Here is a 24,715-nt window from a genome sequence, read left to right as displayed (position 1 = left end):
CCGACGCCGCCCAGAACCCCGAGGCTCCCGAGGCCCCCGAGACCGCCCAGGGGCACGGTCCGGCTGACGCGCCGGGGCCGCATCGCCCTGGTCGCGGCCGGAGCCCTCGTGACCGGAGCCGCCGTGGTGGTGCCGCTGCTGATGACGGACGACGAGGGCGAGTCCCGGCCCACGTCCCTGGTGATCCCGGAGGGCCGGCGCGCGACCCAGGTCTACGAGGTCGTCGACGAGACCCTCGCCCTGCCCGTCGGCACCACCAGGAAGTCCCTGGCCAGGGCCGATCTCAAGCTGCCGAAGGACGCCGGGGGCAACCCCGAGGGCTATCTCTTCCCGGCGACCTATCCGCTCGGTGAGCAGCCGACCCCGGAGAAGCTGCTGGCGACCATGGTCGACACGGCGAAGAGGAAGTTCCACGGCGCCCCGATCGCCGCGGGCGCCCAGCGCAACGCGCTGAACGTCTACCAGGCGGTCACCATCGCGAGCATCGTCCAGGCGGAGGCCGCGACCAAGGACGACATGGGCAAGGTGGCCCGGGTGATCTTCAACCGCCTGGAGCGGGGGATGCCGCTGCAGATGGACTCCACCATCAACTACGCCCTGGGCCGTTCCACCCTCGCGACGAGCACGCAGGACACCCGGATCGACAGCCCCTACAACTCGTACCAGCGGATGGGTCTGCCGCCCACGCCCATCGGCAACCCGGGCGACGAGGCGATGCGCGCCGCGATCACCCCGACCCCGGGCGACTGGCTGTACTTCGTCACGGTCAAGCCCGGCGACACCCGCTTCACCGCCGACTACGCCGAGCACCGGCGCAACGTCGCCGAGTTCAACCGCAACCGGCGCAGCGCCCCGCCCCCGGCCGATGCCGCGTCCGGGTGATCCGGCGGGGCGTCACGCGGCGGCCGGCTCCTCCTCGGCCAGCAGCCGCCTGATGTCCCGTACGGCCGCGCGTCCCGCCCGGTTGGCGCCGACGGTGCTGGCCGACGGCCCGTAACCGACCAGGTGGACCCGTGGATCGGCGACCGCGCGCGTCCCCTCGACGCGGATGCCGCCGCCCGCCTCCCGCAGCCGCAGCGGCCGCAGATGCTCGATGGCGGCCCGGAACCCGGTGGCCCACAGAATGACGTCGGCGGCCACTTTCCGGCCGTCGCCCCACTCGGCCCCGTCGGGGATGATCCGGTCGAACATGGGCTGCCGGTCCAGCACGCCGGACTCCAGGCCCGCGCGGACGGCTTCGTTGAGCGGCAGTCCGGTCACCGAGACCACACTCTTCGGCGGCAGCCCCCGCCGCACCCGCTCCTCCACGAGCGCGACCGCCGCCCGGCCCGCGTCCTCGTCGAAGGGCCCCTCGCGGAACACGGGGGGCCGCCTGGTCACCCACGTGGTGGCCGCGGCGTACGGGGCGAGCTCCAGCAGGTGCTGCGTGCCCGACGCGCCCCCGCCCACCACGATCACGCGCCGCCCGGCGAACTCCTCGGGCCCGGCGTACCGAGCGGTGTGCACCTGGCGCCCCCGGAAGGTCTCCTGGCCCGGGTAGCGCGGCCAGAAGGGCCGGTCCCAGGTGCCGGTCGCGTTGATCAGCGCCCGCGTCGACCAGGTGCCGTCCGAGGTCTCCACGAGCAGCCGCCCACCGCTGCCCTCGCGCACCGCGCGGACGTCGACGGGACGCCGCACCCGCAGGTCGAAGGCGCGCTCGTACGCCGCGAAGTACTCGGCGACGACCGCGGCGGACGGCCGCGCCGGATCGGCGCCGGTCAGCTCCATGCCGGGCAGGGAGTGCATGCCGTGCACCTTGCCGTACGTCAGCGACGGCCAGCGGAACTGCCAGGCGCCGCCGGGCCCGGGGGAGTGGTCGAGCACCACGAAGTCGCGCTCGGGCTCGAACCCGGTGCGCCGCAGGTGATAGGCCCCGGCCAGTCCCGCCTGACCGGCTCCGACGACGACGACCTCGACCTCGCGTGTGTTGTTCACGTTTCCACCAACGGTGCGCCCGCTCCCGGTCTTCCCGGTGACCGTGTCCCCGGCCCGCCGCTCCCACCCGTCACGCGCCGGGTACGTCAGGATGGGGGCATGTCAGATGCCTTCACCACCCGAGTCATCACTCTCACCACCGGCTCCGCGGAGCGCGTCGCCGACATCACCGGTGACTGCGAGTCCTTCCTCCGCGAGGTGGCGGCCGGCCGCGACGGCCTCCTCAACGTCTTCGTCCCGCACGCCACCGCCGGGATCGCGATCATCGAGACGGGCGCGGGCAGCGACGACGACCTGCTGGCCACGCTGCACACCCTGCTCCCGGCCGACGACCGCTGGCAGCACCGCCACGGCAGCCCCGGCCACGGCCGCGACCACGTCCTGCCCGCCCTCGTCCCCCCGCACGCCACCCTGCCGGTGGTCGACGGCCGCCTGGAACTGGGCACCTGGCAGTCGGTGTGCCTGGTGGACACCAACAGGGACAACCCGCAGCGGCAGGTCCGTCTTTCCTTCCTGGGATAGCCCCGACCGGGCCCGAGGGCGTGTCCGGAGGCGGTCAGCCGGCGCCCTCGATGTGCAGGGTCAGCTGCTTGAGCAGTGAGGCGAGGCGGGTGCGGTCCTGGTCCGTGAGGACGCCGAACAACTCGTCCTCGGCCTGGCCGCGCAGCGCCATCGCCCGCTTCCAGACGGCGAGGCCGTCCTCGGTGACCTCGATGTCGACGCGACGCCGGTCGCCGGCGACCGGTGACCGGCGGACCCAGCCGGACCTCTCCAGCACGTCGAGCCGGCCGGTCATGCCGGCGGCGCTCACACCGAGATCGGCGGCGAGCGCGGAGGGGGCGGCCAGGCCGGGAGTGTCCCGGACGATCAGGTGGTGAAGGGTTTCGTACTCGTGGATCTGGAGTCCGGCCACCTCGACGGCGCGGCGCGTGCACTGCTTGAGGTGGCGCCGGATCCTGTCCAGTCGGACCGTGATCGCCTCGGTCTCGTCGTCGAAACGGATACCGGTCCACTGGTCCCGCCACCGCTCGACATGCCGGTCCGCCCAGTCGTGCGGTGAGTCGGGACGGAGCTCCTCCATGGGGTGATCGTAACCCAGTGATTCGCTCACAGATAATTAATTGACGAAAAGTTCAGTACCGAATTACCTTCCTCGCCGTGAAGCGACGAAGCCTTCGAGTCCTGCGTCATCGCGGCTACCGCCACCTGGTCTCCGGTAGCGCGGTCAGTGCGCTGGGCAACGCCATCACGCCGGTGGCGCTGGCGTTCGCCGTGCTCGACCTGGGCGGCTCGGTCGTCCAACTCGGTCTGGTGGAAGCGGTGTTCGCCGCATGCCAGGTCGTCACCACGCTGGCCGGCGGTGTGCTGGGCGACCGGGTCTCCCGGCAGTTGATGATGACGGGAGCGTCGGCCGCCAGTGCCCTGGTCATGGGAGGGATGGCCGGTGCGCTGCTGCTGGACGTCGCCACCATCCCGCTCATCGCGACGCTGGGCGGGCTCGGCGGTGTGGTTTCGGCGCTGGGCCGTCCCTCCGCCATGGCGATGACCCGGCTGGTGGTGCCCGAGGACGAACTGGGTGACGCGGTCGCGCTGCGGACGCTGCTCCAGACCTCCGCCTCCACGGTGGGATACGCCGTGGCCGGAGCGCTGGTCGCCGCCGTGGGCTCGGGGTGGGCGATCATGGCCGACGCCTGCACCTTCGTCTTCGCCGCGGTGGCCTTCGCCCTTTTCCGCGTCCCGCACGTGCGCACGCCCCGGGCGGCATCGGCTCTCGCCGACCTGAAGGACGGCTTGCGGGAGGTGATGCGGCACAGCTGGCTCTGGCTGCTGATCCTCCAGGCCCTGCTGTACCACCTTTTCTACGGCGGGGCGCAGGCGGTGCTCGGCCCGGTCGTCGTGGGGGACGGGATCGGCCGGTCGGCCTGGGGGCTCGCCCTGTCGGTCCTGATGGCCGGGTTCGTGGTCGGCGGCCTGCTCTGCCTCCGGGTCCGGCCGGGACGGCCGCTGGCGGTGGGCGTGGTCCTGCTCGCGTTCACCGGCTTCTTCCCGCTCGCCATGGCGCTCTCCGACACGCTCTGGCCCATCCTGCTCGGCGCGTTCCTGCACGGCCTCGGCCTGCAGATGTTCGACGTGTACTGGGAGCAGTCCATCCAGAGCCACGTGCCCGAGGACAGGCTCGCCCGGGTCTACGCCTTCGACACGGTCGGCTCCTTCGTGGCCCGTCCCGTGGGCCTTGCCCTCACCGGTCCGGTCGCCACCGCCGTCGGTTTCGACGTGTGGCTGCTCGTCGTCGCCGCGGTCATCTCCGGAGTGTCCCTCGTCGCGCTGGCCGCCCGGGGAGTGCGCCACCTGGAGCGGGTGAGCTGAGAACCGGGCCGAAAGGCCCCGGCCGCCGGGCGGAACGCACCGCCCCCGGGCCTCGTCGAGGCTCCGGGGGCGGACGGGCGGATCATCGCCTCACGCGCGTGCGCGTACCACCACCCGCCTCAGCAACGGCCACGCCAGCAGCAGCACGATCACCGCGTACACCGCCACCGCGAACGGCGTGTTCACCAGGCCCGTGACGCTGCCGTCGCTGATCTGCAGGGCGCGGCGCAGCTGCTGCTCGGCGTTGGGGCCGAGGATGACGCCGATCACCGCGGGCAGGACCGGCAGTCCGTAGCGCCGCATGCCGAAGCCGACCAGGCCGATGACCAGCAGGATCACCAGGTCGACGACCTCGCCGCCCACCGCGTACGCGCCGACCGCCGCGAAGAACATGATCCCCGCGTAGAGGTAGGGGCGCGGGATGCGCAGCAGCTTGGCCCACACCGGTGCCAGCGGCAGGTTGAGCGCGAGCAGCAGCACCATGCCGACGAACAGGGAGGCGATCAGGCCCCACACCAGCTCGGGTTCGCGTTCGAACAGCAGCGGTCCGGGCTGGATGCCGTACTGCTGGAACGCGGCCAGCATGACCGCGGCGACCGCGGTGGTCGGCAGACCGAGCGTCAGCATCGACACCAGCGTGCCCGCCGCCGAGGCCGACGCCGCCGACTCGGGGCCGGCCACGCCCTCGATGGCGCCCTTGCCCCACTCGTCCTTGTGCTTGGACAGCCGCTTCTCCGTCACGTACGACAGGAACGTGGGGATCTCCGCGCCGCCCGCCGGGATCGCGCCGAACGGGAAGCCGATGAACGGGCCGCGCAGCCACGACTTCCACGTCCGCCGCACATCGGCGCGACCGAGCCAGGGACGGCCCACCGGGATCGGCTCCGCCGCCCCGCGCCGCAGGTGCGCCGCCACCCACAGCGCCTCGCCGATCGCGAAGAGACCGACCGCGACGATCACCACGTCGATGCCGTCGGCGAGTTGCAGCGAGCCGAAGGTCAGCCGCTGCTGGCCCGTCATCTGGTCCAGGCCCACCAGACCGATCGTCAGGCCGATCAGCAGCGAGGCCAGGCCCCTGACGCGCGACGAGCCCAGCACCGACGTCACCGCGATGAACGCCAGCACCATGATGGCGAAGTAGTCGGGCGCGCCGATGTCCACCGCCAGGTCGGCGACCGTCGGCGCCAGCACCACCAGCAGGATCGTGCCGATCATGCCGCCCGCGAAGTGACCGATGGCGGCGGCGGCCAGCGCCTGGGCGCCGCGACCCGACTTGGCCATGGGGTTGCCCTCCATGGCCGCGACCACCGCGGCGCTCTCGCCGGGGGTGTTGAGCAGGATGGAGGTGGTCGAACCGCCGAACATCGCGCCGTAGTAGATGCCCGCGAACATGATGAACGCGGCCACCGGGTCCAGCCCGTACGTCACGGGCAGCAGCAGGGCCACCGCCATCGCGGGGCCGATGCCGGGCAGCACGCCGATGGCCGTGCCGAGCAGGACGCCGAGGGCGGCCCACAGGAGGTTGAGCGGGGTGAGGGCCGTGCCGAAGCCGTCCAGGAGGGAGTTGAGGGCGTTCATGTCAGAGCACTCCCATCAGCGGACCGCCGGGCAGGGGCACTCCGAGAAGCTTGTCGAAGACGACGTAGGTGATCAGGGACAGCACCGCGGCGATCAGCGGATCGCGGTCGACGCGCCGGCTGCCCAGGGCGAAGGCGGCGCCCCAGAACAACAGCGCGCCCGCGGCGGGGAAACCGGCCGGCTCGATCAGCACGGCCGCGCCCAGGAAGATCCCGGACAGCAGCAGCACCGTGCGCCAGTCGGCCGGTTCGGACAGGTCGATGTCCTCGCCCCCCTCGGCCTCGCCCCGGCCGCCGCGCAGGACGTCCACGGCGAGCAGCGCGGCGATCACCAGCAGGCCCGCGCCGACGACGAGGGGTACGGTCCTCGGGCCGACCGGGCCCCGCTGGGTGAGGTCGACGTCCATGGTCAGCGCGTCGGTCAGGACCAGGACGCCGAGCGCCAGCAGCAGCACGCACACGCCCAGTTCGGAGTGGTCGCGCAGCCACGAACGCCGCTCGGCGGCCGGTTCGGTGGGCGTCTCGGTCCGCGTCGTCACAGTCCCAGCTCCTTCAGCACCGACACCACGCGCTTGTCCTGGGCGTCCAGGAACGCGCCGAACTCCTCACCGGTCAGGAAGGCGTCGTCCCAGCCGTTCTGCTCCAGGGACTTCTTCCACTCGGGAGAGTCGTGCAGCGCCTCGACCAGGCGGGTCAGCTTGTCCCGCTCCGCTTCGGTCAGGCCGGGCGGGGCCACGATGCCGCGCCAGTTGGTGAAGTCCACGTCGTAGCCGGACTCCTTCAGCGTCGGGGCGTCCTCGAGTTCGTCCACGCGCTCCGGGCCCGTCACCGCGAGCACCCTCAGCTCGCCCGCCTTGATCTGGTCCAGGTACTCGCCGACGCCGGAGACCCCGAAACCGACCTTGTTGCCGAGGATCGAGGCGAGCAGCTCGCCGCCCCCGTCGAAGGGGATGTAGTTGACCGACCTGGGGGAGATCCCGGCGGCCTGCGCCATCAGCATCGGCGCGAGGTGGTCGGGCCCGCCCGGGGACGAGCCGCCACCGACGGGGATCTTGCCCGGGTCCTTCTTCCAGGCGGTGATCAGCTCGTCGATCGTCCGGTACGGGGAGTCCTTGCCGACCACGACGACATCCTGCTCCTCGGTGAGCCGCGCGATCGGCGTGGTGTCGGCGAGCGTCTTGGGTGCGTGGTTGGAACGGGCGGCGCCCACGACGCCGAGGCCCATGGACATGGCGAGCTTGCCGTTGCCGTGCTCGCTCACCAGCCGGCTCAGCCCCACGGTGCCGCCCGCACCGGGCAGGTTGAACACCTCGATGTTGTGCGTGAGTCCGGCGTCCTCGGCGTTCTTCGCGGCCGTGCGGGCGGTGATGTCGTAGCCGCCGCCGGGCGTGTTGGGGACCATGAGGCGCAGGCCGGGGATCTGCGTGCCGGTCTCGGACTCGCTGCCCGTCGAGAGCAGCGGGGGACCGGCGAGGACGAGCACGGCGGCCCCGAGCAGAGCAAGGGGGGTGCGCAGGCGCACGAATGCCACCACCTGTCGGTTGGGTAGATCGGTACGGGGAGCCCTGTGGGGGAGGGTGACGTGGGCCACATGGTGCCCGCGGCCCGGCGGCGTGTCTTCCTTGCGGAACCAAGGGAGGTTGTGGTCTTTGCGGTCACTGCCGCGCGCCGGTCCACAGGGGTCCTCGCCCGTCCTCACCGGCCCTCGCCGCCGTGTCCGTGACGCGTCACCGGGTACCACCGGGGCGTCGGACCGCCGGGGCCGGATCGCGGACCGCCGGGGTCGGATCGCGGGGCGCCGGCGCGCGGTCCGCGTCACCGGCACATCGCCGGTTCATTGCGAAGACGGCACATCCCTTTCCCTCGCCGCAGGTGGGCGCCATGATGGCGACCCGGCACCCCGCCCCCGACGCCCCCGACGCGCCCCGCCCCGCCCCCGTCAGCCGAGATCGAGTACGCCGTGGCCCCCACCTTCCGCCGTCACACCCTCGCGGGCGAGATGCTGGTCCTCCAGCTCGCCATCGTCGTGGTGGTGCTGCTCGCGGTGGCCGCCGTCTCGCTCGCCCAGTCGAAGGCCACGTTCAACCGGGTCGAGGGTCGCCGCGTCGCCGCCCTGGCCGAACAGCTGGCCGCCACCCCGCTGGTCCGCAGCCAGCTGCTGCGCCCCGTACCGCGGGAGGCCCTCGCCCCGCTGGTGAACTCCACGCAGACCCAGTCCGGGGTCACGTCGGTCACGGTGGCCGACGCCGGCGGCCGCGTCGTCAGCTCCACCGACCCGACGGTGATCGGCACCCGGCTGCCGCTCGCCGACGACGCCGTCGAGGGACGCGGCTGGTCGGGGGCGCTGACGCTGGGCGGCAGCCGGGAACTCGTCGCGCAGGTGCCGGTGCTGGGGGACACCCCGGAGACCCTCGGCCGGCACCTCGGCACGGTGATGGTCGGCGAGGCCGACCCCACGGTGTGGCAGCGGCTCGGCGGCGCCTCCTCCTACCTCCTCGCCTACCTCGGCATCGCCAGCGGCCTCGGCGTGGCCGGTTCCTGGCTGCTCGCCCGGCGTGTCAAACGGCAGACCCTCGGCCTGGAGCCCCGCGAGATCACCGGGCTCGCCGAACACCGGGAGGCGATGCTCTACGGCATCGCCGAGGGCGTGGTCGCCCTCGATCCGCAGCACCGGCTCACCCTGGTCAACGAGATGGGACGGCGCCTGCTCGACCTGCCGGGGGACTGTGTGGGGCAGAGCCTGGACGGCCTGGGCATCGAGGGGCGCCTGCGGGACGTCCTGACCGGCGCCACGGCGGACGCGGACGGCCGGCCGGAGACGGGCGGGCGGCGGGACGAGGTCGTCGTCCGCCACGGCCGGGTCCTGGTGATGAACCGCATGACCGTCACCAAGGACGGCCGCTCGCTCGGCTCGGTCACCACCCTGCGCGACCGCACCGAACTGGCCCGCCTGGAACGGGAGATCGGTGCCTTCCGCAGCACCTCCGAGCTGCTGCGCGCCCAGGCCCACGAGTTCGCCAACCAGCTGCACACCATCTCCGGGCTGATCCAGATCGGTGAGCAGGAGGAGGTGGTGCGCTACATCCGCGCGCTCAACCAGCGCCGCCAGTCCCTCGACGTCGCCCTCAGCCGCCGCGTCCGCGACACCGCCGTCGCCGCGCTGCTGACGGCCAAGACCTCCCTGGCGGCCGAGCGGAAGGTCGCCCTGCGCGTCTCCGAGCGCACCGCGCTCGGCCGGCTCGCCCCCGAGGACGCCGCCGACGTGGCGACCGTGGTCGGCAATCTCGTCGACAACGCGGTGGACGCCGCCGCGTCGCCCGGCGACGACGCCGCCTGGGTCGAGGTCGAGCTGAGGCAGGACGCCACCGGCGTGGAGATCGTGGTCCGCGACTCGGGGCCCGGCGTGGCGCCCGCACTGGCCCGCGAGGTCTTCTCCCACGGCTTCACCACCAAGGTCGCCCGGCAGGGCGAGCGCGGCATCGGCCTGGCGCTGACCCGGCTCGTCTGCGAACGCCACGGCGGCGAGATCTCGGTGACCAACACCTCCGAAGGGGCCGTGTTCACGGCACGCATGACGGTCAGCCACCTCACCGACGCGGTGGCGGAAGGAGCAGCACCATGAAGGGGACGATCGGCACCGGCGACGCGAGGACCGCCACCGACGCCACCGACACGATCGGCGTGCTCGTCGTCGACGACGACTTCATGGTGGCCCGGGTCCACCGCGCCTTCGTCGAACGCGTCGAGCACTTCCGGGTCGTCGGCGTCGCCGGTACCGGCGAGCAGGCCCTCGCCGCCGTCGACGAACTCCGCCCCGATCTGCTCCTGCTCGACCTGTACCTGCCCGACCTCTTCGGCCTGGACGTCATCACCGGGCTGCGCGCCGCCGGCCACGACTGCGACGTCATGGTCATCAGCGCGGCCCGGGAGGCGGACACGGTGCGCGGCGCCGTCCGTCACGGTGTCGTCGACTACCTGCTCAAGCCGTTCGACTTCGAGGACCTGCGGGTCCGGCTGGAGCGCTACGCCGGCCGGCGGGGCCGGCTGCTCGGCACCGTCGTGCGCAGCCAGGCCGACGTCGACCGCGTACTGGCCGGGGCGGCGGCGCCGGCCGCCACCGTCCCGGCGCTGCCCAAGGGGATGAGTGCGGAGACGGCCGAGCTGGTCGAACGGACCCTCCGCGAGGCCGAGGGCACGCTGTCCGCCAGCGAGTGCGCGGCGCTGACCGGCGTCTCCCGGGTCAGCGCCCGCCGCTACCTGGAGTACTTCCACACCGTCGGCAGGGCGGAGGTCTCCCTGCGGTACGGGGTGACGGGCCGCCCCGAACGCCGCTACCGCTTCCGGGGCGTGGTCACCGGCCTGGCGCTCCCGCCCGCAGCCCGTCCATGACGAAGTCCAGGAACCGGGTGGCCCGAGGTTGCCAGTCCTCGCCGGGAGCGATCAGCCACAGACCGCCGATGACGAGGAAGAAGTCGTCCGCGGTGATACCGGGCCGGATGGTGCCGGCCTCCTCGTTGGCGCGGAGCAGCAGCCCGGCCGCGTCCATGATCGGAGTGGGGTGCGGCTTCTCGGGGCTTCCGGGCGCGCTGGTGACCAGCCGGATCGCGTCCGCCAGGCCCGCCTTGGTCATGGCGAACCCGGCGAGGCGGTCCATCCACTCGCGCAGGGCCCGTTCGGGCTCGCGGGTGGCCAGCAGATGGGGCGCGGCCTCGGCCACCTGCTGCATCTCGTAGCGGTAGACCTCCAGGACGAGGGCCTCGCGGTTGGGGAAGTTGCGGTAGAAGGTGCCCTGCCCGACGCCCGCCTTCTTCGCGATGGCGCTCAACGGCGCGTCCGCGCAGCGCGTCAGTTCCTCCGTGGCCACGTGCAGGATCCGCTCGCGGTTGCGCTGGGCGTCCGAACGCAGGGGAGTGTCCGGCCTGTCCCTCTTCGACGGCGGCACCCGTCCTCCTTCCGGGTTCGTGGCCGAATCCCGTTCTTGCTAACCGGACAACTGTCCGTTACGTTTCCAGTGAGCGGACAGCTGTCCGGTTATCGCCCACTGTAGCGGCGGATGCGGCCGGTGGCCCCCGCCCGCGGACGCCCCCACTGCCTCCAGCCCGTTTTCCCTGTCACCAGACACCAAGAGAAGGCTGACCATGGCCCCAGCGCCCTCGTCGACGTCCAGTGCCATCACCCTGAACATCAACGGCGAGAAGCACCAGCTGACCGTCGACCACCGCACCACCCTGCTCGACGCCCTGCGCGAGCGCCTCGACCTGACCGGTACCAAGAAGGGCTGCGACCAGGGGCAGTGCGGCGCCTGCACCGTCCTGGTCGACGGGCGACGCGCCGTCTCCTGCCTCAACCTGGCCGTCGCGGCCGAGGGACGCGAGATCACCACCATCGAAGGCATGGCCGAGGGCGACCGGCTGCACCCGGTGCAGCAGGCCTTCCTCGATCTCGACGGCTACCAGTGCGGCTACTGCACGCCCGGCCAGATCTGCTCGGCCGTCGCCGTCATCGAGGAGCACGCCGCCGGCTGGCCGAGCGCCGTCACCGAGGACGTACGGCCCGAGGCCGGACCGCCGCCCCTGACGCCCGACGAGATCCGTGAGCGGATGAGCGGCAACCTGTGCCGCTGCGGCGCCTACGTCTCGATCCTCCAGGCGGTCGCCCGCGCCGCCGAGGCCCACGGGACCACCGCGGCGGACGACGCCGAGGAGGCCGCCGCATGAGGGAATTCGGCTATCAGCGCGCCGACGACGTCCAGGGGGCCGTGGCCCTGCTCGCCGCCGACCCCGACGCCCGCTTCCTCGGCGGCGGCACCAACCTCGTCGACCTGATGAAGACCGGCGTCGAACGCCCCGCCCTGCTCGTCGACGTCCGCGAACTCCCCCTGGACGGCATCGAACCGACCGGCGACGGCGGCCTGCGCATCGGCGCCACCGTCACCAACAGCGACCTCGCCGCCCACCCCGAAGTCCGCCGCCGCTACCCGGCGTTGGCCCAGGCCGTCCTGGCCGGAGCCTCCGGGCAGCTGCGCAACATGGCCACCGTCGGCGGAAACCTGCTCCAGCGCACCCGCTGCGGCTACTTCACCGACGTGAGCAAGCCGTGCAACAAGCGCGTCCCCGGCAGCGGTTGCCCCGCGATCACCGGCGAGCACCACAACCACGCCGTCCTGGGCGCCTCCGACCACTGCGTGGCCGTCCACCCCTCCGACATGGGCGTCGCCCTCACCGCCTTCGACGCGGTCGTCGCCTACGAAACCGCCGACGGGCCGGGGAAGTTGCCGCTCGCCGACCTCTACCTCCCCGTCGGCGACACCCCGCACCGCGAGACCGCCCTGCCGCCCGGCGCGCTGATCACCGGCGTCACCCTGCCGCCCGCGCCCGTCGCCGCCCGCTCCCGCTACCGCAAGGTGCGCGAGCGCGCCTCGTACGCCTTCGCCATCGGCTCGGTCGCCGCCGCGCTCGACGTCGAGGACGGCGTCGTGCGCGAGGCGCGGCTCGCCCTCGGCGCCGTCGCCTCCCGCCCCTGGCGGGCCCGCGCGGCCGAGGCCGTGCTGACCGGCGCGCCCGCCGGCGGCGACACCTTCGCCGCGGCAGCCGACGCCGAACTGGCCGCGGCGCGCCCCCTGCCCGGCAACGCGTACAAGGTGACGCTCCTGCGCAACCTCGTGGTCGCCGTGCTCACCGAACTCGCCGAGGAGGCCACCCGATGACCACCGCCACGACCGGCCGCACCCCGGTGAAGGGCGCCGTCGGCACCGCCCACACACGCGTCGAGGGACGGGACAAGGTCACCGGCGCGGCCCGCTACGCCGGCGAGATCCCCTTCGCCGACCTCGCCCACGGCTGGCTGGTGCTGTCCACCGTCGCGCGCGGCCGCATCCGCTCCCTCGACGAGGACGCCGTCCTCGGCATGCCGGGCGTGCTGGCCGTCCTGCACCACGGCAACGCCCCGCGCCTGAAGACCGACTACATCGGCATGCTGGGCGTCCCCGACCCGACCGCCCTGGTCTTCCAGGACGACCGGGTGCCGCACGCCGGCTGGCCCGTCGCCCTCGTCGTCGCCGAGACGCCCGAGCAGGCCCGGGAGGCCGCGGAGTCCCTCGCCGTGACCTACGACGAGGAACCGCACGACACCGTGCTGGACGCCGGCCACCCCGACGCCTACCCCGCGAACGGGCACATGCCGGCCGAGACGGAGAAGGGCGACCTGGAGGCCGGACTCGCCGCGTCCGCCGTCGTCGTGGACGCCGAGTACACCACCCCGGAAGAGCACCACAGCATGATGGAGCCGCACGCGGCGACCGCGCTGTGGGACGGCGGCCGGCTGGAACTCGTCGACTCCAACCAGGGCGCCACCTGGGTGCAGAGCGAACTCGCCAAGATGTTCTCCCTCGACGAGTCCGCGGTACGGGTGCGCTCCGAGCACATCGGCGGCGGCTTCGGCAGCAAGGGCGTGCGCGCGCACCAGGTGTCCGCCGCCATGGCCGCGACCGTGCTGCAGCGCCCCGTGCGCGTCGTCATGACACGGCGCCAGATGTTCTCCCTCGCCGGGTACCGCAGCCCCACCGTGCAGCGCGTCAGGCTCGGCGCCGACGCCGACGGCAGGCTCCGCGCCCTGGAACACCGCTCGCTCAACCAGACGTCCAGGGTGTACGAGTTCGTCGAGCCCGGCGCCGGCGTGGCCCGCGTGATGTACGACGCCGACGCCCACCGCACCGCCAACCACGTCGTCCGCCTCGACGTGCCGTCCCCGACCTTCATGCGGGCCCCGGGCGAGGCACCGGGGTCGTTCGCGATCGAGTCGGCGCTCGACGAACTCGCCGAGCGCTGCGGCGTCGACCCGATCGAGCTGCGCCTGCGCAACGAGCCCGAGGTGGGCCCGGTCTCCGGACAGCCGTTCAGCACCCGCCGACTGGCCGCCTGCTTCCGCGAGGGCGCCCGCCGCTTCGGCTGGGCGGACCGCGACCCGCGCCCCGGCGTCCGCCGCGACGGGCGCTGGCTGCTGGGCACCGGCACGGCCGCCGCCTCCTTCCCGGCCGGCGCCGGGCCCTCCACGGCCCTGCTGACCGCGGAGGCCGACGGCACCTTCACCGTGCGCATCGCCGCCGCCGACATCGGCACCGGCGCCCGCACCGCCCTCACCCTGATCGCCGCCGACGCCCTGGAGGTCACGCCGGACAGGGTCCACGTCCGCATCGGGGACAGCGACTTCGGGCCCGCGATGATCGCCGGCGGCTCCATGGGCACCCGCTCCTGGGCCTGGGCGGTCACGGCCGCCGCCGGCGAACTGCGCGAGCGCCTCGCCCTCGGCGCCGACATCCCGCCCGAGGGCATCACCGTGCGCTCCGACACCACCGCCGCCCTCGGCGCCCTCGCCCAGAAGGAACGGCACTCCTTCGGGGCGCAGTTCGCCGAGGTCGCCGTGGACACCACCACCGGCGAGGTGCGGGTGCGCCGCATGCTCGGCATCTTCGCCGCGGGCCGGATCGTCAACCCGCTCACCGCCCGCAACCAGCTCGTCGGCGGCATGATCTGGGGCATCTCCATGGCCCTGCACGAGGAGGCGGTCCGGGACCGGACCACCGGCGGCCTGTACGGGCCAGACCTCGCCGGGTACCACGTCGCCACGCACGCCGACGTGCTCGACGTCCAGGCGGACTGGGTGGACGACCCCGACCCGGACGACCCGGTCGGCATCAAGGGCGTCGGCGAGATCGGCGTCGTGGGTGCCGCCGCGGCCGTCGCCAACGCCGTCTGGCACGCCACGGGCGTCCGCCACCGCCACCTGCCGATCCGGCCCGACCGCGTCCTGACGGGAGCGGTGCCCGCCGACGGGGGAGCGGCGGATGCTTGACATCGCCGGCGAGCTGCACCGCTGGATCGAGGAGGGCCGCGAGTTCGCCGTCGCCACCGTCGTCTCCGTCGGCGGCAGCGCGCCGCGCGGACCCGGCGCGGCCCTCGCCGTCGACAGCGAGGGCACGGCGCTCGGCTCCGTCTCCGGCGGCTGCGTGGAGGGCGCGGTGTACGACCTGTGCACCGCGGCCCTGCGCGACGGCGAGACGGTGCGCGAACGGTTCGGCTACAGCGACGAGGACGCCTTCGCGGTCGGACTGACCTGCGGCGGGGTCATCGACGTGCTGGTCACCCCGGTCGGGGCCGACGCGCCCTCGCGGGCGGTGTTCCGGGCGGCGCTGTCGGCCGCCGCCCGGGACGAGCCCGCCGCCCTCGCCCGGGTCGTCCGGGGCCCGGCCGGGCTCCTCGGGCGGGCGCTGCTCGTCCGCGCCGACGGCTCGCACGAGGGCGGGCTCGGCGGCCCGCCCGAGCTGGACCGCACCGCGGTGACCGAGACCCGGGCGCTCCTTGACGCGGGCCGCACCGGCACGGTCGCCCTGTCGGAGGACGGCACGCACTGCCCCGGCGGGCTCACCCTGCTCGTCGAGTCCCGGGTGCCGCCGCCCCGCATGATCGTCTTCGGCGCGGTCGACTTCGCCGCGGCGCTGGTGCGCGCCGGCAAGTTCCTCGGCCACCACGTGACCGTGTGCGACGCCCGGCCCGTCTTCGCCACGCGGGCCCGCTTCCCGGAGGCGGACGAGGTCGTCGTCGACTGGCCGCACCGCTATCTGCGGAGCACCCCCACCGACGGGCGCACGGTGCTGTGCGTGCTCACCCACGACGCCAAGTTCGACGTACCGCTGCTGGTCCAGGCCCTGCGCATGCCGGTCGCCTACGTCGGCGCGATGGGCTCGCGGCGCACCCACGAGGACCGGGAGCGACGACTGCGCGACGCCGGGCTGGGCGAGCGGGAGCTGGCCCGGCTGCGGTCGCCCATCGGCCTGGACCTCGGCGCCCGCACCCCCGAGGAGACGGCCCTGTCCATCGCGGCGGAGATCGTCGCCGCCCGACGCGGCGGAACGGGCCGACCGCTGACCGGCGGCGCGGCGCCGATCCACCGCGACCTGTCGGAGGCCGCCGCCTGACGGACCGGGTGCGGCGTCCCGACGGTTCACGGCCGCGTCCGGAGACCTCGCGGCCAGGACCCGAGGTCCCGGGGCCGACGACCGGTCAGGACGCTGCCCGGAGGGTCCAGGACGCTGGCCGGAGGGGCGGGGACAGTGCCCGGCGGGTCAGGGCAGTGCCGACACGCCGGCCAGGCGGACCGCGGACTCCAGCATCGTCGCGTGCACGAAGGCCTGGGGGAGGTTGCCTCGCAACTGACGCCGGCGCACGTCGTACTCCTCGGCGAACAGCCCGGGCGGCCCACAGGCCGCCCGGGCGCGCTCGAACCAGCGGAACGCGCCCACCCGGTCGCCGAGCCGGTGGGCGGCGAGCGCCATGGCGAACCCGCACAGCAGGAAGGCCCCCTCCGCCTCGCCGAGCGGCCTGCCCGGATGCTCGAAGCGGTACAGGTACCCGTCCTCGGCGAGCCGGGACTCGATGTACGCCCGCGTGGCGGCCCCGCCGTCGTCGCCGAAGGCGCAGCCGCGGGCCAGCGGCACCAGCAGGGCCGCCTCCGGACCGTCGTCGTCGGCGGCCCGGCGCCAGCGTCCGTCCGGGCGCAGGCAGCGGCGCCGGGTCTCCCGCAGCACGGCGTCCGCGAGATCGTCGCAGCGCCGCCGCGCGCCCGCGGGCAGCACTTGGGCCATGTGCCGCAGACCGCACACCACGCTCAGCCGGGAGTGGGTCCACCACCGGTCCTCCAGCTCCCACACCCCGGCGTCCGGCCGCGTCCACTGCCGCTCCACGACGTCCACGGCGACGGCCGCGGCGCGCTCCGCGTCCTCGGTCAGCCGGTCGTGCGCGGCCGCCGCGGCGAAGAGCTGGAGCGCCTCCCCGAAGGTGTCCAGCTGGAACTGGGCCCCCGCGTCGTTGCCGATGTGGTCGCTGCCGCCGGGATAGCCCGGCAGCCGCAGGGAACGTTCCCCGCCGACCGGCCTGCCGTCGACCGTGTAGGCGGGACGGACCTTGTCACCGTCCTCGAGGATGCGTTCGGCGACGAACCGCACGGCGTCGTCGACCAGCGGGTGGGGCCCGTGCGCGGCGACGGCGAGACCGGCGTAGCACTGGTCGCGCAGCCACGCGAAGCGGTAGTCGTAGTTGCGCCCGCTGTTGGCCCGCTCGGGCAGGGACGTGGTGACGGCGGCCGCCATGCCGCCGGAGACGCTGGTCAGCCCGCGCAGGACGGCGTACGCGTGCCGGGCGTCGCGGGGTGCGGCCAGTCGTGAGCAGTCCGGGACCGCCCGCCGCCACTCCCGTTCCGTGGCCCGCCACAGCGTGTCGGCGTCGAGCGGCTCCGTCTCCGGTCCCTCGGACAGCTCCAGCACGAGGTCGTGCGACTCGCCCTCGCGCAGCGAGAACTCGCCGACCAGTCCCTCGCCGGGCCGCCAGACCGCGTCCGGCGCACCCGAGAACCGCATCCGCAGCCCTCCACCCTCCGCCGTCCACGCCCCGTCCTCGCGGCGGGGGTCCGCCATCCGGCCGGTACCGAAGCCCGGCCGCGCGTCCAGCACCAGGCGCAGCCGCGGCCGGCCCCGCACCGCCCGCATCCGGCGCAGCAGCACGAGGCGGTCCGGGCGGGCCGGCACGGCCAGCGCCTCGCGGCACTCGGCCACGCAGCCGGAGGTCACCCAGTGGCTGACCCGGATGAGCGTGCCCTCCTCGTAGGAGCCGCCCCAGACGTGCCGGGGGTCCGCCGGCCCGACCGTGAAGTGCCCGGGGCCGCCGATGAGACCGGAGAACACCGCGTCGTCGTGCCAGCGCGGGGCGCACAGCCACACGATCCGGCCCCGGGGATCCACGACCGCGCCGCGCTCACCGTCGGCGATCACGGCATACTCGCGCAGCACCCACGGGGGAGACGACGAAGCGGGGTCCTGCGCGGGCGGGCCGTCACTGTGCTCCATGTCGCTACGGCTATCCCGGCCGCCGTGGCCGAAACGGTGCCGTCCCCGGCGTCCCCTCGACGCGCGCCGCCGTCTCCGGGAACGTCCGTTCCTCATCCGGAGGCGACGGCACACCCCTGCGCCGCACTCCGTCCATCCCGTGCGCGGCCAGCGGCCCCACGGTGAGGCCCGCCGCGCGGCAGTCGGCGACGAGGCCGGGGAGGGCGCCCAGGGCCGCCCGCCAGCTGCCCGGGGCGGAGGCGTGGTCGGTGTCGTGCAGGAGGACCGTGCCGCCCGGACCGAGGCCCGCCGCGACCGTCGCCCGCACGGAGGCGGGCGTGGCGTCGTACCGCCAGTCCTTGCCCCACGCCGTCCACAGGACCGGCCGCAGTCCGGCGTGCCGGGCGGCGGCCCAGCGGCCCGAGGTGAGGATGCCGTAGGGCGGCCGGTACCAGCGCGGTGCGCCGCCGGTGACCTCGGCCACCGAGCGGGCGGCCCGCAGCAGCTCGCGCGCGTCCCGCGCCGGCGACGGCAGCCACGGCCGGTCGTGCGACCAGCCGTGGACGGCGAGTTCGTGGCCCCGCCGCACCAGGTCACGGGCCGTCCCGGGGTGCCGTACGACGTTCTCGCCCAGCACGAAGAACGTCGCGCGCACGCCGAGCTCGTCCAACGCGTCGAGGAAGCGAGGTGTGGACGCCGGGTCGGGGCCGTCGTCGAAGGTGAGGGCGACGTGGTCGGGCCGGCCCTGTCCGGCCAGTGTGGGGAACCAACGGCGGCGCAGCCCCGGCAGCCAGGTCGCGGCCGGCCCGATGTGCGCCAGCGCGGTGACCGCCGGCACGACGACCGCCGGCACGACGACGTACGGCAACCGCTCCGGCCCGGCCCCGGCCGCGGCGGTGTACGGCCCCCGCCAGGCCCTCGCCCCGAGTCCGACGACGTGCACCACCTGCCGGGCCCCGGCCCCGGCCGCGACGCCGCGCGCCGTCCGCCCGGCCCCGGTCGTGTCCCGCATCCGTCCCGCCTCCTGCTCTCCTCCGGAGTCCGGGCCGGGTCAGCTCCTGCCGGACGTCGAAAGCCATGGTGTGCCGAAGTCCCGGTGGTCACGATCGCTGCTGCTCCTGTTGCCGCCGCCCGCCCCCCGGCCCGTCGCGCGCCGCCGGTGCGGTGTCCCAGGCGCCGTGCACCGACGGCGCCCGGGCCAGTCCGACACTGCCCAGGCCCATCAGCGCCACGCCGATCAGTTCGGGCAGTACCCGCACCCCGAGGACGATCTCCTCGCCGAACAGGGCCCAGCCGATGGCGACGCTGGTCAGCGCGTCCCCGAGGGTGAGCGCGGGCTGCGACGCGGCGAGGGTCCCGGCCCGCAGCGCACTCTGCAGGAGCAGAAAGCTGATCACGCCGACGACTCCCGTGGCGTACAGCGGCCACTGCGTCAGCACGGCGCCCGCCCCCTGGGGGAACCGTCCGGTGACCTCCTTCAGCAGCCCCGCCGTACCGCCGAACGCCACCGCGGCCGCCGACCCGAACAGCGCGGCCCGGGGCGCGCCGTGCACCAGTCGGCCGGCGGCGGCGAGGCCCGTCACCACGCAGAACAGCGCCAGGAGCGCCCAGGGCCAGCGGCCCGGGGTCGCGGTGGCGTCCCCCTCCGACGGGGAGGCGGCGCCCAGGAACAGCGCCAGCCCGAAGGCCAGCGCCACGAACGCCAGCCAGGTCCGCCGGTCGGGCCGTCGGTGGAAGACCGTGCTGCCGACGACCAGGGTGAACATCAGCTCGCTGGCCATCAGCGGCTGGACGACGGCCAGGCTGCCCACCGCCAGCGCGGCCGCCTGCAGCACCGTCGTCAGGGCGAGCAGCGCCGCGCCGCCCACCCAGTACGGGTCGCGGATCAGCCTCGGCAGCGAGCGCACCACCGTGTGACCGGCACCGGCGCGGTCCTCGTCCAACGCCGCGGCCCGGCGCTGCAGCACCGACGCCGCGGCGTTGGACAGCGCCGCGAACAGGGCGAGGACGACGGTGAGGACACTCACCGCGGCGAGCTCCCGCTCATCCGAACCGGGAGGCCATCCGTCGGTACAGTCCGGGTGCCGCGCCCCGGACCCGGCACGGCAGCCGCAGCCAGCCGGGCACGTACACCTCGTCCCGGCCCCGGACCACCGCCCTGCGCACCGCGTCGGCGACCCGCTCCGCCGGGACCGGCCGCGGCCTGGACCGCCGGTAGGGCGTACCGCGGCGTTCGAAGAAGGGCGTGTCGACGACACCGGGCACCACATGGGTCACTCCGACCCCGGTGCCCCGCAACTCGTACCGCAGGGCGTCGGCGAAGGCGCCCAGCGCGGCCTTGGCGGCGGAGTACACGGCCTCGTCGCGCACCCCCACGCAGCCGGCCAGCGATCCGATGAGCACCACGCGCCCCGAACCGGCCTCGATCATGCCCGGCAGCAGCAGCCGCACCAGCCGCAGCGTCGCCAGGACGTCGATGTCGAAGACCTCGTCGATGGTGTGCGGTGGCATGTCGCGGAACTCCCCGGCCCAGCCCACCCCGGCACCCGCCACCAGAAGGTCCACCGGGCCCACCGTGGCCAGGGCGAAGTCGGCGAGCTGCCGGTCGGCGCCGGGCAGGGTGAGATCCGCGGCGAAGGCGGTGGCCGACGCGTCCTGAGCCACCTCGCGCAGCCGGGACGGGTCGCGCCCGCTGAGCACCAGGCGCCAGTCGCCCTCGTCGGCCAGCCGCCGGGCGACGGCCGCGCCGATGCCGGAGGAAGCCCCCGTCACCAGCGCCGTGCGCGTCCGCGTGCCCCGCCCGCCGACGGGCGGCCGGGGCTTCGCGCGGTCCGCGTCGGGTGCGACGATCCCCGGTCCGGGGACGGACCGGGTGCGGGAGAACGCATCGACCATGGGGACCACCTTGGCTCGGGGCGGACACCGGGGGACGGCCGACCGGCCGGCCGGGGCCTCCGGCTGTCCGACCGGACGGGCGGTCATGGAGTATCCCCGGTGAAAGATCCGAAACGCCCACTTGTGCCCCGGTTTGGAACGCATCGGGCGGGCAACTTGAACCGCCGTGCATCCACCCAGCTCATCCGCGTCCCGCCGGACCGCACCCCCGCGCGCCCCGCGGGACACCGGGTGTCTGCTGCTGGTCAGCGCGAGCATGGGCGCCGGGCACGACACGGTCGCCGCCGAACTGGCCCGCCGGATCCGCGAACGCGGCGGCGACGCCCTGGTCGTCGACGTCCTCGCACTCCTGCCGTACGGCCTGGGCCGCGCCCTGCGGCTCTTCTACCGCGGGTCGGTACGGCACTTCCCCTGGGCGTACGCCGCCCTGTACCGCCTGTTCCTGCGTCCCGGCGGCGGGCGCCGGCCCGGCGGAACGCCCCTGGCCCGGCTCGCCGGCGCCCGGCTGCTGAGGCTGGCCGACCGCGCCGGAGCGGACGTGGTGGTCCCCGTCTTCCACCTCGCCGCCCAGCTGACCGGACATCTGCGTGCCCGCGGCCTGCTGTCCGTGCCCAGCGTCGTGTTCGTGACCGACTTCGTCGTCCACCGGCAGTGGCTCCACCCCGGCAACGATCACTGTCTGTGCCTCACGGACGACGCGGCGCGCCAGGTGCGGCGGAGCACCGGCACACCCGCCGGGGCCTGCGGCCCGGTGGTGGCCCCCGAGTTCTTCGCCGACGCGCCCGGAGCGGACGGATGGCGCCGGCTGTTCGACCGGCACGGCCCCGGGCGGCCCCCCGTGGTGCTGTCCGCCGGCGCCTGGGGAGTCGGCTCGCGCCTGGCCGCCACCGTCCGGCTGCTGTCGGAGCACGGTTTCCTCCCGGTCGTGCTCTGCGGGGACAACGCGCGGCTGCGCCGCGAGCTGTCCGGCGTCCCCGGTGCGATCGCCCTCGGCTGGGTGACGGACATGCCCGGTCTGCTGCACGCCGCCCGCGCCCTGGTCGACAACGCCGCCGGCCAGACCGCCGTCCAGGCGCTCGCCGCCGGACTGCCGGTCGTGGGGCACCGTCCGATACCGGGGCACGGCGCGGACGGAGTGCGCCGGATGGCCGCGCTGGGCGTCTCGGAGACGGCCGGGGACGACGCCGCGCTGCTCGGGGTCCTGCGGCGGCTGACCGTCCCCGGTCCGGCCCGGCAGGAGCGGATCGCCGCCGGGCGCGCCCTGTTCCGGGACGACGCCGTGACCCGGATGACCGCCGTCGCCGACGCGTCGCGCGCACGCCGGTGAACCCGGCCCGCGCCGCGGCGGCCGCCCGGTGGGCCCGCGCCCGTTTCCCCTGCCCCGGCCGGGGGCACCCGGGGCCGAACCGGCGGAAGGAGGTGACGCCGTGCGGCTCGACGAGTTCCTGACCCGGGTCCGTGACCGCGGGGAGTACCACAGTGAGGAAGAGGCCGAGCAGGTCACCACGGCCGTGCTGTGGGTGGTCGCGTCCCGGATCGCACCGGAGGAGGCCGCGGCCCTGGCCGCGCACCTGCCGGCGCCCCTGGACGACGCGCTGCGCCTGGAACGCGGGCGTCCCGAGGACTTCGGCCGTGACGAGTTCCTGCGACGCGTGGCCCAGCAGACCGGTGCCCGGCCGCGCACCGCGGAGTGGGACGCCGGCGCGGTGCTCTCCACACTCGCCGAAGCGGTGCCCCGCGATCGCGTGGACAGCCTCCGCGGCGCACTGCAGGCCGACTGCGCGGACCTCTTCGGCGGTCCCGCGACGGGCTGACCGGGGCGCCCGGGTCCGGCCGGCCGCGGCGCCCGCGTTCGCGCCGGCCTGGGCGGCGCGCGCCCACGCGTCGGAGCGCGCGCCACGCGTTGGAGGCGGCCGGAACAGGGCACCCGGTCCCGGACGACGAGGCGGCCCCGGTGGCGGGCGCCCGGAAGGAAGGCATTCATGACGGACGGTGAGCAGCGCTACGGCGCCGACGACGACACCCCCCTCGCGGGATACGCGACGCTCGCGACGACCTTCGCGGCCGCTGTCGGAACGCTCGCCGCGGTGGCGTGGCGCCGTGGGGTCCGACTGCCCGACACTGTCCCGCCCTGGGACGTGGCCCTGCTGGGGACGGCGACGTTCAAGGCGTCCCGGCTGCTGACCAAGGACAAGGTCACGAGCTTCGTGCGGGCGCCGTTCACCCGCCGGGAGCGCGCGAGCGAGGCCAACGAGGTGATGGACGCCCCGCGGGGCGGCGGGTTGCGCCGCGCCGTCGGCGACCTGGTGTCCTGCCCGTTCTGCACCTCGGCCTGGGTGGCCGGCGGGCTGGTCGGCACCTACGCGGTCGCGCCCCGGGCCGGCCGCATGCTGAGTGCGGGCCTGAGCGCCGTCGCGCTGTCGGACTGGCTGCAGTACGCGTGGAGCCTGACGGAGCAGAGGGCCGAGGGGTGAGCCCGGGGGCCCGCGCCCCCGGGACGGTCAGCCGCGCTCGGCGCGTGCGGCGCGCTCCGCGTGGAGCTGCTTGACGCGGGCGGCCTCCTTGCGGACGTCGGCCTGGACGGCCTGCTCCCGCTCCAGCCACTCGGGACGCTCCTGCTTCAGCGCGTCGATCTGCGCCGTGGTCAGCGGTTCGTCGACCCCGCCGCGGCGCAGGCCCGCGATGGACACGCCCAGCTTGGCCGCCACCACCGGCCGCGGGTGCGGCCCGTCGCGCCGCAGCTCGCGCAGCCACTGCGGCGGGTCGGCCTGCAGCGCGTTCAGCTCGGCGCGCGTGACGACGCCCTCCCGGAACTCGGCGGGTGTGGCCTCGAGGTACACACCCAGCTTCTTCGCCGCGGTCGCGGGCTTCATGGTCTGGGTGTTCTGGTGCGACGTCATGGTGTCAAGGGTATCGAGCATGTGAGCGGCTCCCGACCACGCCCGGTAACCTGGCCGGGTGACAGGCTCGCAAGACCCCCCCTCGTTCCGGCTCGCCTACGTCCCGGGGGTGACGCCCGACAAATGGGTGCGCATCTGGAACGAGCGGCGGCCCGGCGTCCCGCTCTCCCTGACCCAGGTCTCCGCCGCCGGGGCGGGCGGTGTGCTGCTGGGCGGCGACGCGGACGCCGGACTGGTACGGCTGCCCGTCGACCGGACCGTGCTCAGCGCGATCCCCCTCTACACCGAGACCACGGTCGTGGTGATCCCCAAGGACCACCTGGTGACCGCGGCCGACGAGGTGACCGTCGAGGACCTGGCCGACGAGATCGTGCTGCACCCCCTCGACGACGTGCTCGGCTGGGAGCGGCCGCCGGGCAGGCCCGCCTTCGAGCGCCCGGCCACCACCGCGGACGCCGTGGAACTGGTGGCGGCCGGCATCGGCGTCCTCGTCGTCCCCCTGTCGCTGGCCCGCCTGCACCACCGCAAGGACCTCACGTACCGGCCGGTCACCGACGCCCCCGGATCGGGCGTGGCCCTGTCGTGGCCCGAGGACGCGCACACCGACCTGGTGGAGGAGTTCATCGGGATCGTCCGGGGCAGGACCGTCAACAGCACCCGCGGCCGGCAGTCCGCCCCGGCACAGGCGAAGGACGAGCGCACCGGTACGGCGTCGGCGCGGCGCAAACCGGCGACGGCGAAGAAACCAGCCGGTGGAAAGCAGGCCGGCGGCGCGCGGCGTGGCTCCGGCGGCAGCACCAAGGGCGGTCGGCGGGGCAAACCCCGCGGCAGGTGAGCCCCGCCGGTACGCGGACGGCGCCGGCCGGCCTCAGCGGACCGTCGGACCGGGTGTCGGAGTCGTCGTGTCCACGTCCAGACCGGGCGGCTCGGTGAGGGCCGCCACCGGCTCGCCGGGCTGCGGGGCCGGCGGGGTGAGCCGTGCCTTCGGCAGACCCGGCGGGGCCGACTGCTGGAAGTCGGCCTGGTCGAAGTCGGTGAGGGCCGCCACCGGCTCGCCGGGCTGCGGGGCCGGCGGGGTGAGCCGTGCCTTCGGCAGACCCGGCGGGGCCGACTGCTGGAAGTCGGCC

General features: G+C 74.7%; 24 protein-coding genes and 1 pseudogene. 13 read left to right on the top strand and 12 right to left on the bottom strand.

All coding sequences use genetic code 11. The features are described from left to right. The first annotated feature begins 123 nt into the window (after positions 1–123). Positions 124–882, top strand: a complete 759-nt coding sequence (gene mltG / locus ACIRFH_RS09695) for an endolytic transglycosylase MltG (RefSeq protein ID WP_403518710.1) — start codon at positions 124–126, stop codon at positions 880–882. Between the two features lie 12 nt (positions 883–894). On the opposite strand, the gene ACIRFH_RS09690 is transcribed toward mltG, so the two are convergent. Continuing rightward, a complete protein-coding gene (locus ACIRFH_RS09690) occupies positions 895–1,974 on the bottom strand; it encodes an NAD(P)-binding domain-containing protein (RefSeq protein ID WP_403518587.1) in 1,080 nt (359 codons plus the stop codon). Between the two features lie 99 nt (positions 1,975–2,073). Between ACIRFH_RS09690 and ACIRFH_RS09685 the strand changes: the two genes are divergently transcribed. Continuing rightward, complete coding sequence (locus tag ACIRFH_RS09685; RefSeq protein WP_403518585.1) at positions 2,074–2,496, top strand: secondary thiamine-phosphate synthase enzyme YjbQ; 423 nt, start codon at positions 2,074–2,076, stop codon at positions 2,494–2,496. A gap of 34 nt (positions 2,497–2,530) precedes the next feature. Here ACIRFH_RS09685 and ACIRFH_RS09680 read toward each other — a convergent pair whose 3' ends face one another. Further along, positions 2,531–3,055 carry a MarR family winged helix-turn-helix transcriptional regulator gene (locus tag ACIRFH_RS09680; protein ID WP_403518583.1) on the bottom strand — a complete coding sequence of 175 codons (525 nt, stop codon included), beginning with the start codon at positions 3,053–3,055 and terminating at the stop codon, positions 2,531–2,533. A 77-nt stretch (positions 3,056–3,132) separates the two neighbouring features. Here ACIRFH_RS09680 and ACIRFH_RS09675 point away from each other — a divergent pair, with 77 nt between their 5' ends. Next, a complete protein-coding gene (locus tag ACIRFH_RS09675) occupies positions 3,133–4,341 on the top strand; it encodes an MFS transporter (RefSeq protein ID WP_403518581.1) in 1,209 nt (402 codons plus the stop codon). Between the two features lie 90 nt (positions 4,342–4,431). Here the strand turns inward: ACIRFH_RS09675 and ACIRFH_RS09670 are convergent, their stop codons facing one another. From ACIRFH_RS09670 to ACIRFH_RS09660, 3 genes are read right to left on the bottom strand one after another with little or no spacing between them, the layout of a single operon-like run. Continuing rightward, positions 4,432–5,919 carry a tripartite tricarboxylate transporter permease gene (locus tag ACIRFH_RS09670; protein ID WP_403518579.1) on the bottom strand — a complete coding sequence of 496 codons (1,488 nt, stop codon included), beginning with the start codon at positions 5,917–5,919 and terminating at the stop codon, positions 4,432–4,434. 1 nt (position 5,920) lies between these two features. Then, a complete protein-coding gene (locus tag ACIRFH_RS09665; RefSeq protein WP_403518576.1) occupies positions 5,921–6,457 on the bottom strand; it encodes a tripartite tricarboxylate transporter TctB family protein in 537 nt (178 codons plus the stop codon). Beyond that, positions 6,454–7,440: a Bug family tripartite tricarboxylate transporter substrate binding protein gene (locus ACIRFH_RS09660; RefSeq protein WP_403518709.1), complete on the bottom strand. Its 987-nt coding sequence runs from the start codon at positions 7,438–7,440 to the stop codon at positions 6,454–6,456. Before ACIRFH_RS09660 ends, ACIRFH_RS09665 begins: the two co-directional genes overlap by 4 nt. 438 nt (positions 7,441–7,878) lie before the next feature. Here ACIRFH_RS09660 and ACIRFH_RS09655 point away from each other — a divergent pair, with 438 nt between their 5' ends. Continuing rightward, positions 7,879–9,540, top strand: a complete 1,662-nt coding sequence (locus ACIRFH_RS09655) for an ATP-binding protein (protein ID WP_403518575.1) — start codon at positions 7,879–7,881, stop codon at positions 9,538–9,540. After that, entirely contained in the window at positions 9,537–10,307 is a 771-nt protein-coding gene (locus ACIRFH_RS09650) for a response regulator (RefSeq protein WP_403518574.1), read from the top strand. The genes ACIRFH_RS09655 and ACIRFH_RS09650 overlap by 4 nt, the downstream gene beginning before the upstream one ends. On the opposite strand, the gene ACIRFH_RS09645 is transcribed toward ACIRFH_RS09650, so the two are convergent. Further along, positions 10,270–10,860, bottom strand: coding sequence for a TetR/AcrR family transcriptional regulator (locus ACIRFH_RS09645; protein WP_403518572.1), 591 nt, complete (start codon positions 10,858–10,860; stop codon positions 10,270–10,272). The genes ACIRFH_RS09650 and ACIRFH_RS09645 overlap by 38 nt on opposite strands. Before the next feature lie 196 nt (positions 10,861–11,056). On the opposite strand from ACIRFH_RS09645, the gene ACIRFH_RS09640 reads away from it, so the two are divergent. Genes ACIRFH_RS09640 through ACIRFH_RS09625 form a run of 4 tightly spaced genes read left to right on the top strand, consistent with a single transcriptional unit; the run spans position 11,057 to position 15,891 of the window. Next, positions 11,057–11,635, top strand: coding sequence for a 2Fe-2S iron-sulfur cluster-binding protein (locus tag ACIRFH_RS09640; RefSeq protein ID WP_403518570.1), 579 nt, complete (start codon positions 11,057–11,059; stop codon positions 11,633–11,635). Further along, positions 11,632–12,624 (top strand): FAD binding domain-containing protein, encoded by a 993-nt coding sequence (locus ACIRFH_RS09635; RefSeq protein ID WP_403518568.1) that lies wholly within the window; start codon positions 11,632–11,634, stop codon positions 12,622–12,624. Before ACIRFH_RS09640 ends, ACIRFH_RS09635 begins: the two co-directional genes overlap by 4 nt. Next, positions 12,621–14,768 carry a xanthine dehydrogenase family protein molybdopterin-binding subunit gene (locus ACIRFH_RS09630; RefSeq protein WP_403518566.1) on the top strand — a complete coding sequence of 716 codons (2,148 nt, stop codon included), beginning with the start codon at positions 12,621–12,623 and terminating at the stop codon, positions 14,766–14,768. Before ACIRFH_RS09635 ends, ACIRFH_RS09630 begins: the two co-directional genes overlap by 4 nt. Beyond that, positions 14,761–15,891, top strand: coding sequence for an XdhC family protein (locus ACIRFH_RS09625; RefSeq protein WP_403518565.1), 1,131 nt, complete (start codon positions 14,761–14,763; stop codon positions 15,889–15,891). Before ACIRFH_RS09630 ends, ACIRFH_RS09625 begins: the two co-directional genes overlap by 8 nt. A 147-nt stretch (positions 15,892–16,038) precedes the next feature. Here ACIRFH_RS09625 and ACIRFH_RS09620 read toward each other — a convergent pair whose 3' ends face one another. The 4 genes from ACIRFH_RS09620 to ACIRFH_RS09605 all read right to left on the bottom strand — a co-directional run bounded on the left by ACIRFH_RS09620 (position 16,039) and on the right by ACIRFH_RS09605 (position 20,688). Further along, positions 16,039–17,814: a glycoside hydrolase family 15 protein gene (locus tag ACIRFH_RS09620; protein WP_403518563.1), complete on the bottom strand. Its 1,776-nt coding sequence runs from the start codon at positions 17,812–17,814 to the stop codon at positions 16,039–16,041. 10 nt (positions 17,815–17,824) lie between these two features. Beyond that, the gene (locus tag ACIRFH_RS09615) at positions 17,825–18,805 is read right to left on the bottom strand and encodes a polysaccharide deacetylase family protein (RefSeq protein ID WP_403518561.1); all 981 of its coding nucleotides are present in this window, start codon (positions 18,803–18,805) and stop codon (positions 17,825–17,827) included. A gap of 88 nt (positions 18,806–18,893) precedes the next feature. After that, positions 18,894–19,820: a DMT family transporter gene (locus ACIRFH_RS09610; RefSeq protein WP_403518559.1), complete on the bottom strand. Its 927-nt coding sequence runs from the start codon at positions 19,818–19,820 to the stop codon at positions 18,894–18,896. A 16-nt stretch (positions 19,821–19,836) separates the two neighbouring features. Continuing rightward, complete coding sequence (locus tag ACIRFH_RS09605) at positions 19,837–20,688, bottom strand: SDR family NAD(P)-dependent oxidoreductase (protein WP_403518557.1); 852 nt, start codon at positions 20,686–20,688, stop codon at positions 19,837–19,839. 256 nt (positions 20,689–20,944) lie between these two features. On the opposite strand from ACIRFH_RS09605, the gene ACIRFH_RS09600 reads away from it, so the two are divergent. The 3 genes from ACIRFH_RS09600 (at position 20,945) to ACIRFH_RS09590 (ending at position 23,162) form a co-directional block, all read left to right on the top strand. Next, positions 20,945–22,015 carry a galactosyldiacylglycerol synthase gene (locus ACIRFH_RS09600; protein WP_403518707.1) on the top strand — a complete coding sequence of 357 codons (1,071 nt, stop codon included), beginning with the start codon at positions 20,945–20,947 and terminating at the stop codon, positions 22,013–22,015. Between the two features lie 100 nt (positions 22,016–22,115). After that, complete coding sequence (locus ACIRFH_RS09595) at positions 22,116–22,502, top strand: DUF2267 domain-containing protein (RefSeq protein ID WP_403518555.1); 387 nt, start codon at positions 22,116–22,118, stop codon at positions 22,500–22,502. A gap of 168 nt (positions 22,503–22,670) precedes the next feature. Next, positions 22,671–23,162 carry a DUF1360 domain-containing protein gene (locus tag ACIRFH_RS09590; protein WP_403518553.1) on the top strand — a complete coding sequence of 164 codons (492 nt, stop codon included), beginning with the start codon at positions 22,671–22,673 and terminating at the stop codon, positions 23,160–23,162. Positions 23,163–23,189: 27 nt separating this feature from the next. Here the strand turns inward: ACIRFH_RS09590 and ACIRFH_RS09585 are convergent, their stop codons facing one another. After that, the gene (locus ACIRFH_RS09585) at positions 23,190–23,588 is read right to left on the bottom strand and encodes a DUF5997 family protein (protein ID WP_403518551.1); all 399 of its coding nucleotides are present in this window, start codon (positions 23,586–23,588) and stop codon (positions 23,190–23,192) included. Between the two features lie 58 nt (positions 23,589–23,646). Here ACIRFH_RS09585 and ACIRFH_RS09580 point away from each other — a divergent pair, with 58 nt between their 5' ends. After that, positions 23,647–24,423: a LysR substrate-binding domain-containing protein gene (locus ACIRFH_RS09580; protein WP_403518550.1), complete on the top strand. Its 777-nt coding sequence runs from the start codon at positions 23,647–23,649 to the stop codon at positions 24,421–24,423. A gap of 33 nt (positions 24,424–24,456) precedes the next feature. On the opposite strand, the pseudogene ACIRFH_RS09575 reads toward ACIRFH_RS09580, so the two are convergent. Beyond that, positions 24,457–24,715 (bottom strand): annotated as a pseudogene (locus ACIRFH_RS09575) (hypothetical protein); the annotation flags it as partial.

The organism is Streptomyces sp. NPDC093586 (genome assembly GCF_044764905.1).
Classification (GTDB): domain Bacteria; phylum Actinomycetota; class Actinomycetes; order Streptomycetales; family Streptomycetaceae; genus Streptomyces.
Note: the sequence above shows the minus strand (reverse complement) of the source record. Positions and strands in the feature narration are given on the sequence as shown.

Bases quoted from the DNA above. Each gene is read 5' to 3' on its own strand.
- ACIRFH_RS09685 (WP_403518585.1), top strand. From the start codon at position 2,074: ATGTCAGATGCCTTCACCACCCGAGTCATCACTCTCACCACCGGCTCC.
- ACIRFH_RS09615 (WP_403518561.1), bottom strand. From the start codon at position 18,805: ATGCGGGACACGACCGGGGCCGGGCGGACGGCGCGCGGCGTCGCGGCC.
- ACIRFH_RS09640 (WP_403518570.1), top strand. From the start codon at position 11,057: ATGGCCCCAGCGCCCTCGTCGACGTCCAGTGCCATCACCCTGAACATC.
- ACIRFH_RS09590 (WP_403518553.1), top strand. From the start codon at position 22,671: ATGACGGACGGTGAGCAGCGCTACGGCGCCGACGACGACACCCCCCTC.
- ACIRFH_RS09620 (WP_403518563.1), bottom strand. From the start codon at position 17,814: ATGGAGCACAGTGACGGCCCGCCCGCGCAGGACCCCGCTTCGTCGTCT.
- ACIRFH_RS09635 (WP_403518568.1), top strand. From the start codon at position 11,632: ATGAGGGAATTCGGCTATCAGCGCGCCGACGACGTCCAGGGGGCCGTG.
- ACIRFH_RS09630 (WP_403518566.1), top strand. From the start codon at position 12,621: ATGACCACCGCCACGACCGGCCGCACCCCGGTGAAGGGCGCCGTCGGC.
- ACIRFH_RS09585 (WP_403518551.1), bottom strand. From the start codon at position 23,588: ATGACGTCGCACCAGAACACCCAGACCATGAAGCCCGCGACCGCGGCG.
- ACIRFH_RS09605 (WP_403518557.1), bottom strand. From the start codon at position 20,688: ATGGTCGATGCGTTCTCCCGCACCCGGTCCGTCCCCGGACCGGGGATC.
- ACIRFH_RS09650 (WP_403518574.1), top strand. From the start codon at position 9,537: ATGAAGGGGACGATCGGCACCGGCGACGCGAGGACCGCCACCGACGCC.
- ACIRFH_RS09625 (WP_403518565.1), top strand. From the start codon at position 14,761: ATGCTTGACATCGCCGGCGAGCTGCACCGCTGGATCGAGGAGGGCCGC.
- ACIRFH_RS09680 (WP_403518583.1), bottom strand. From the start codon at position 3,055: ATGGAGGAGCTCCGTCCCGACTCACCGCACGACTGGGCGGACCGGCAT.
- ACIRFH_RS09600 (WP_403518707.1), top strand. From the start codon at position 20,945: ATGGGCGCCGGGCACGACACGGTCGCCGCCGAACTGGCCCGCCGGATC.
- ACIRFH_RS09670 (WP_403518579.1), bottom strand. From the start codon at position 5,919: ATGAACGCCCTCAACTCCCTCCTGGACGGCTTCGGCACGGCCCTCACC.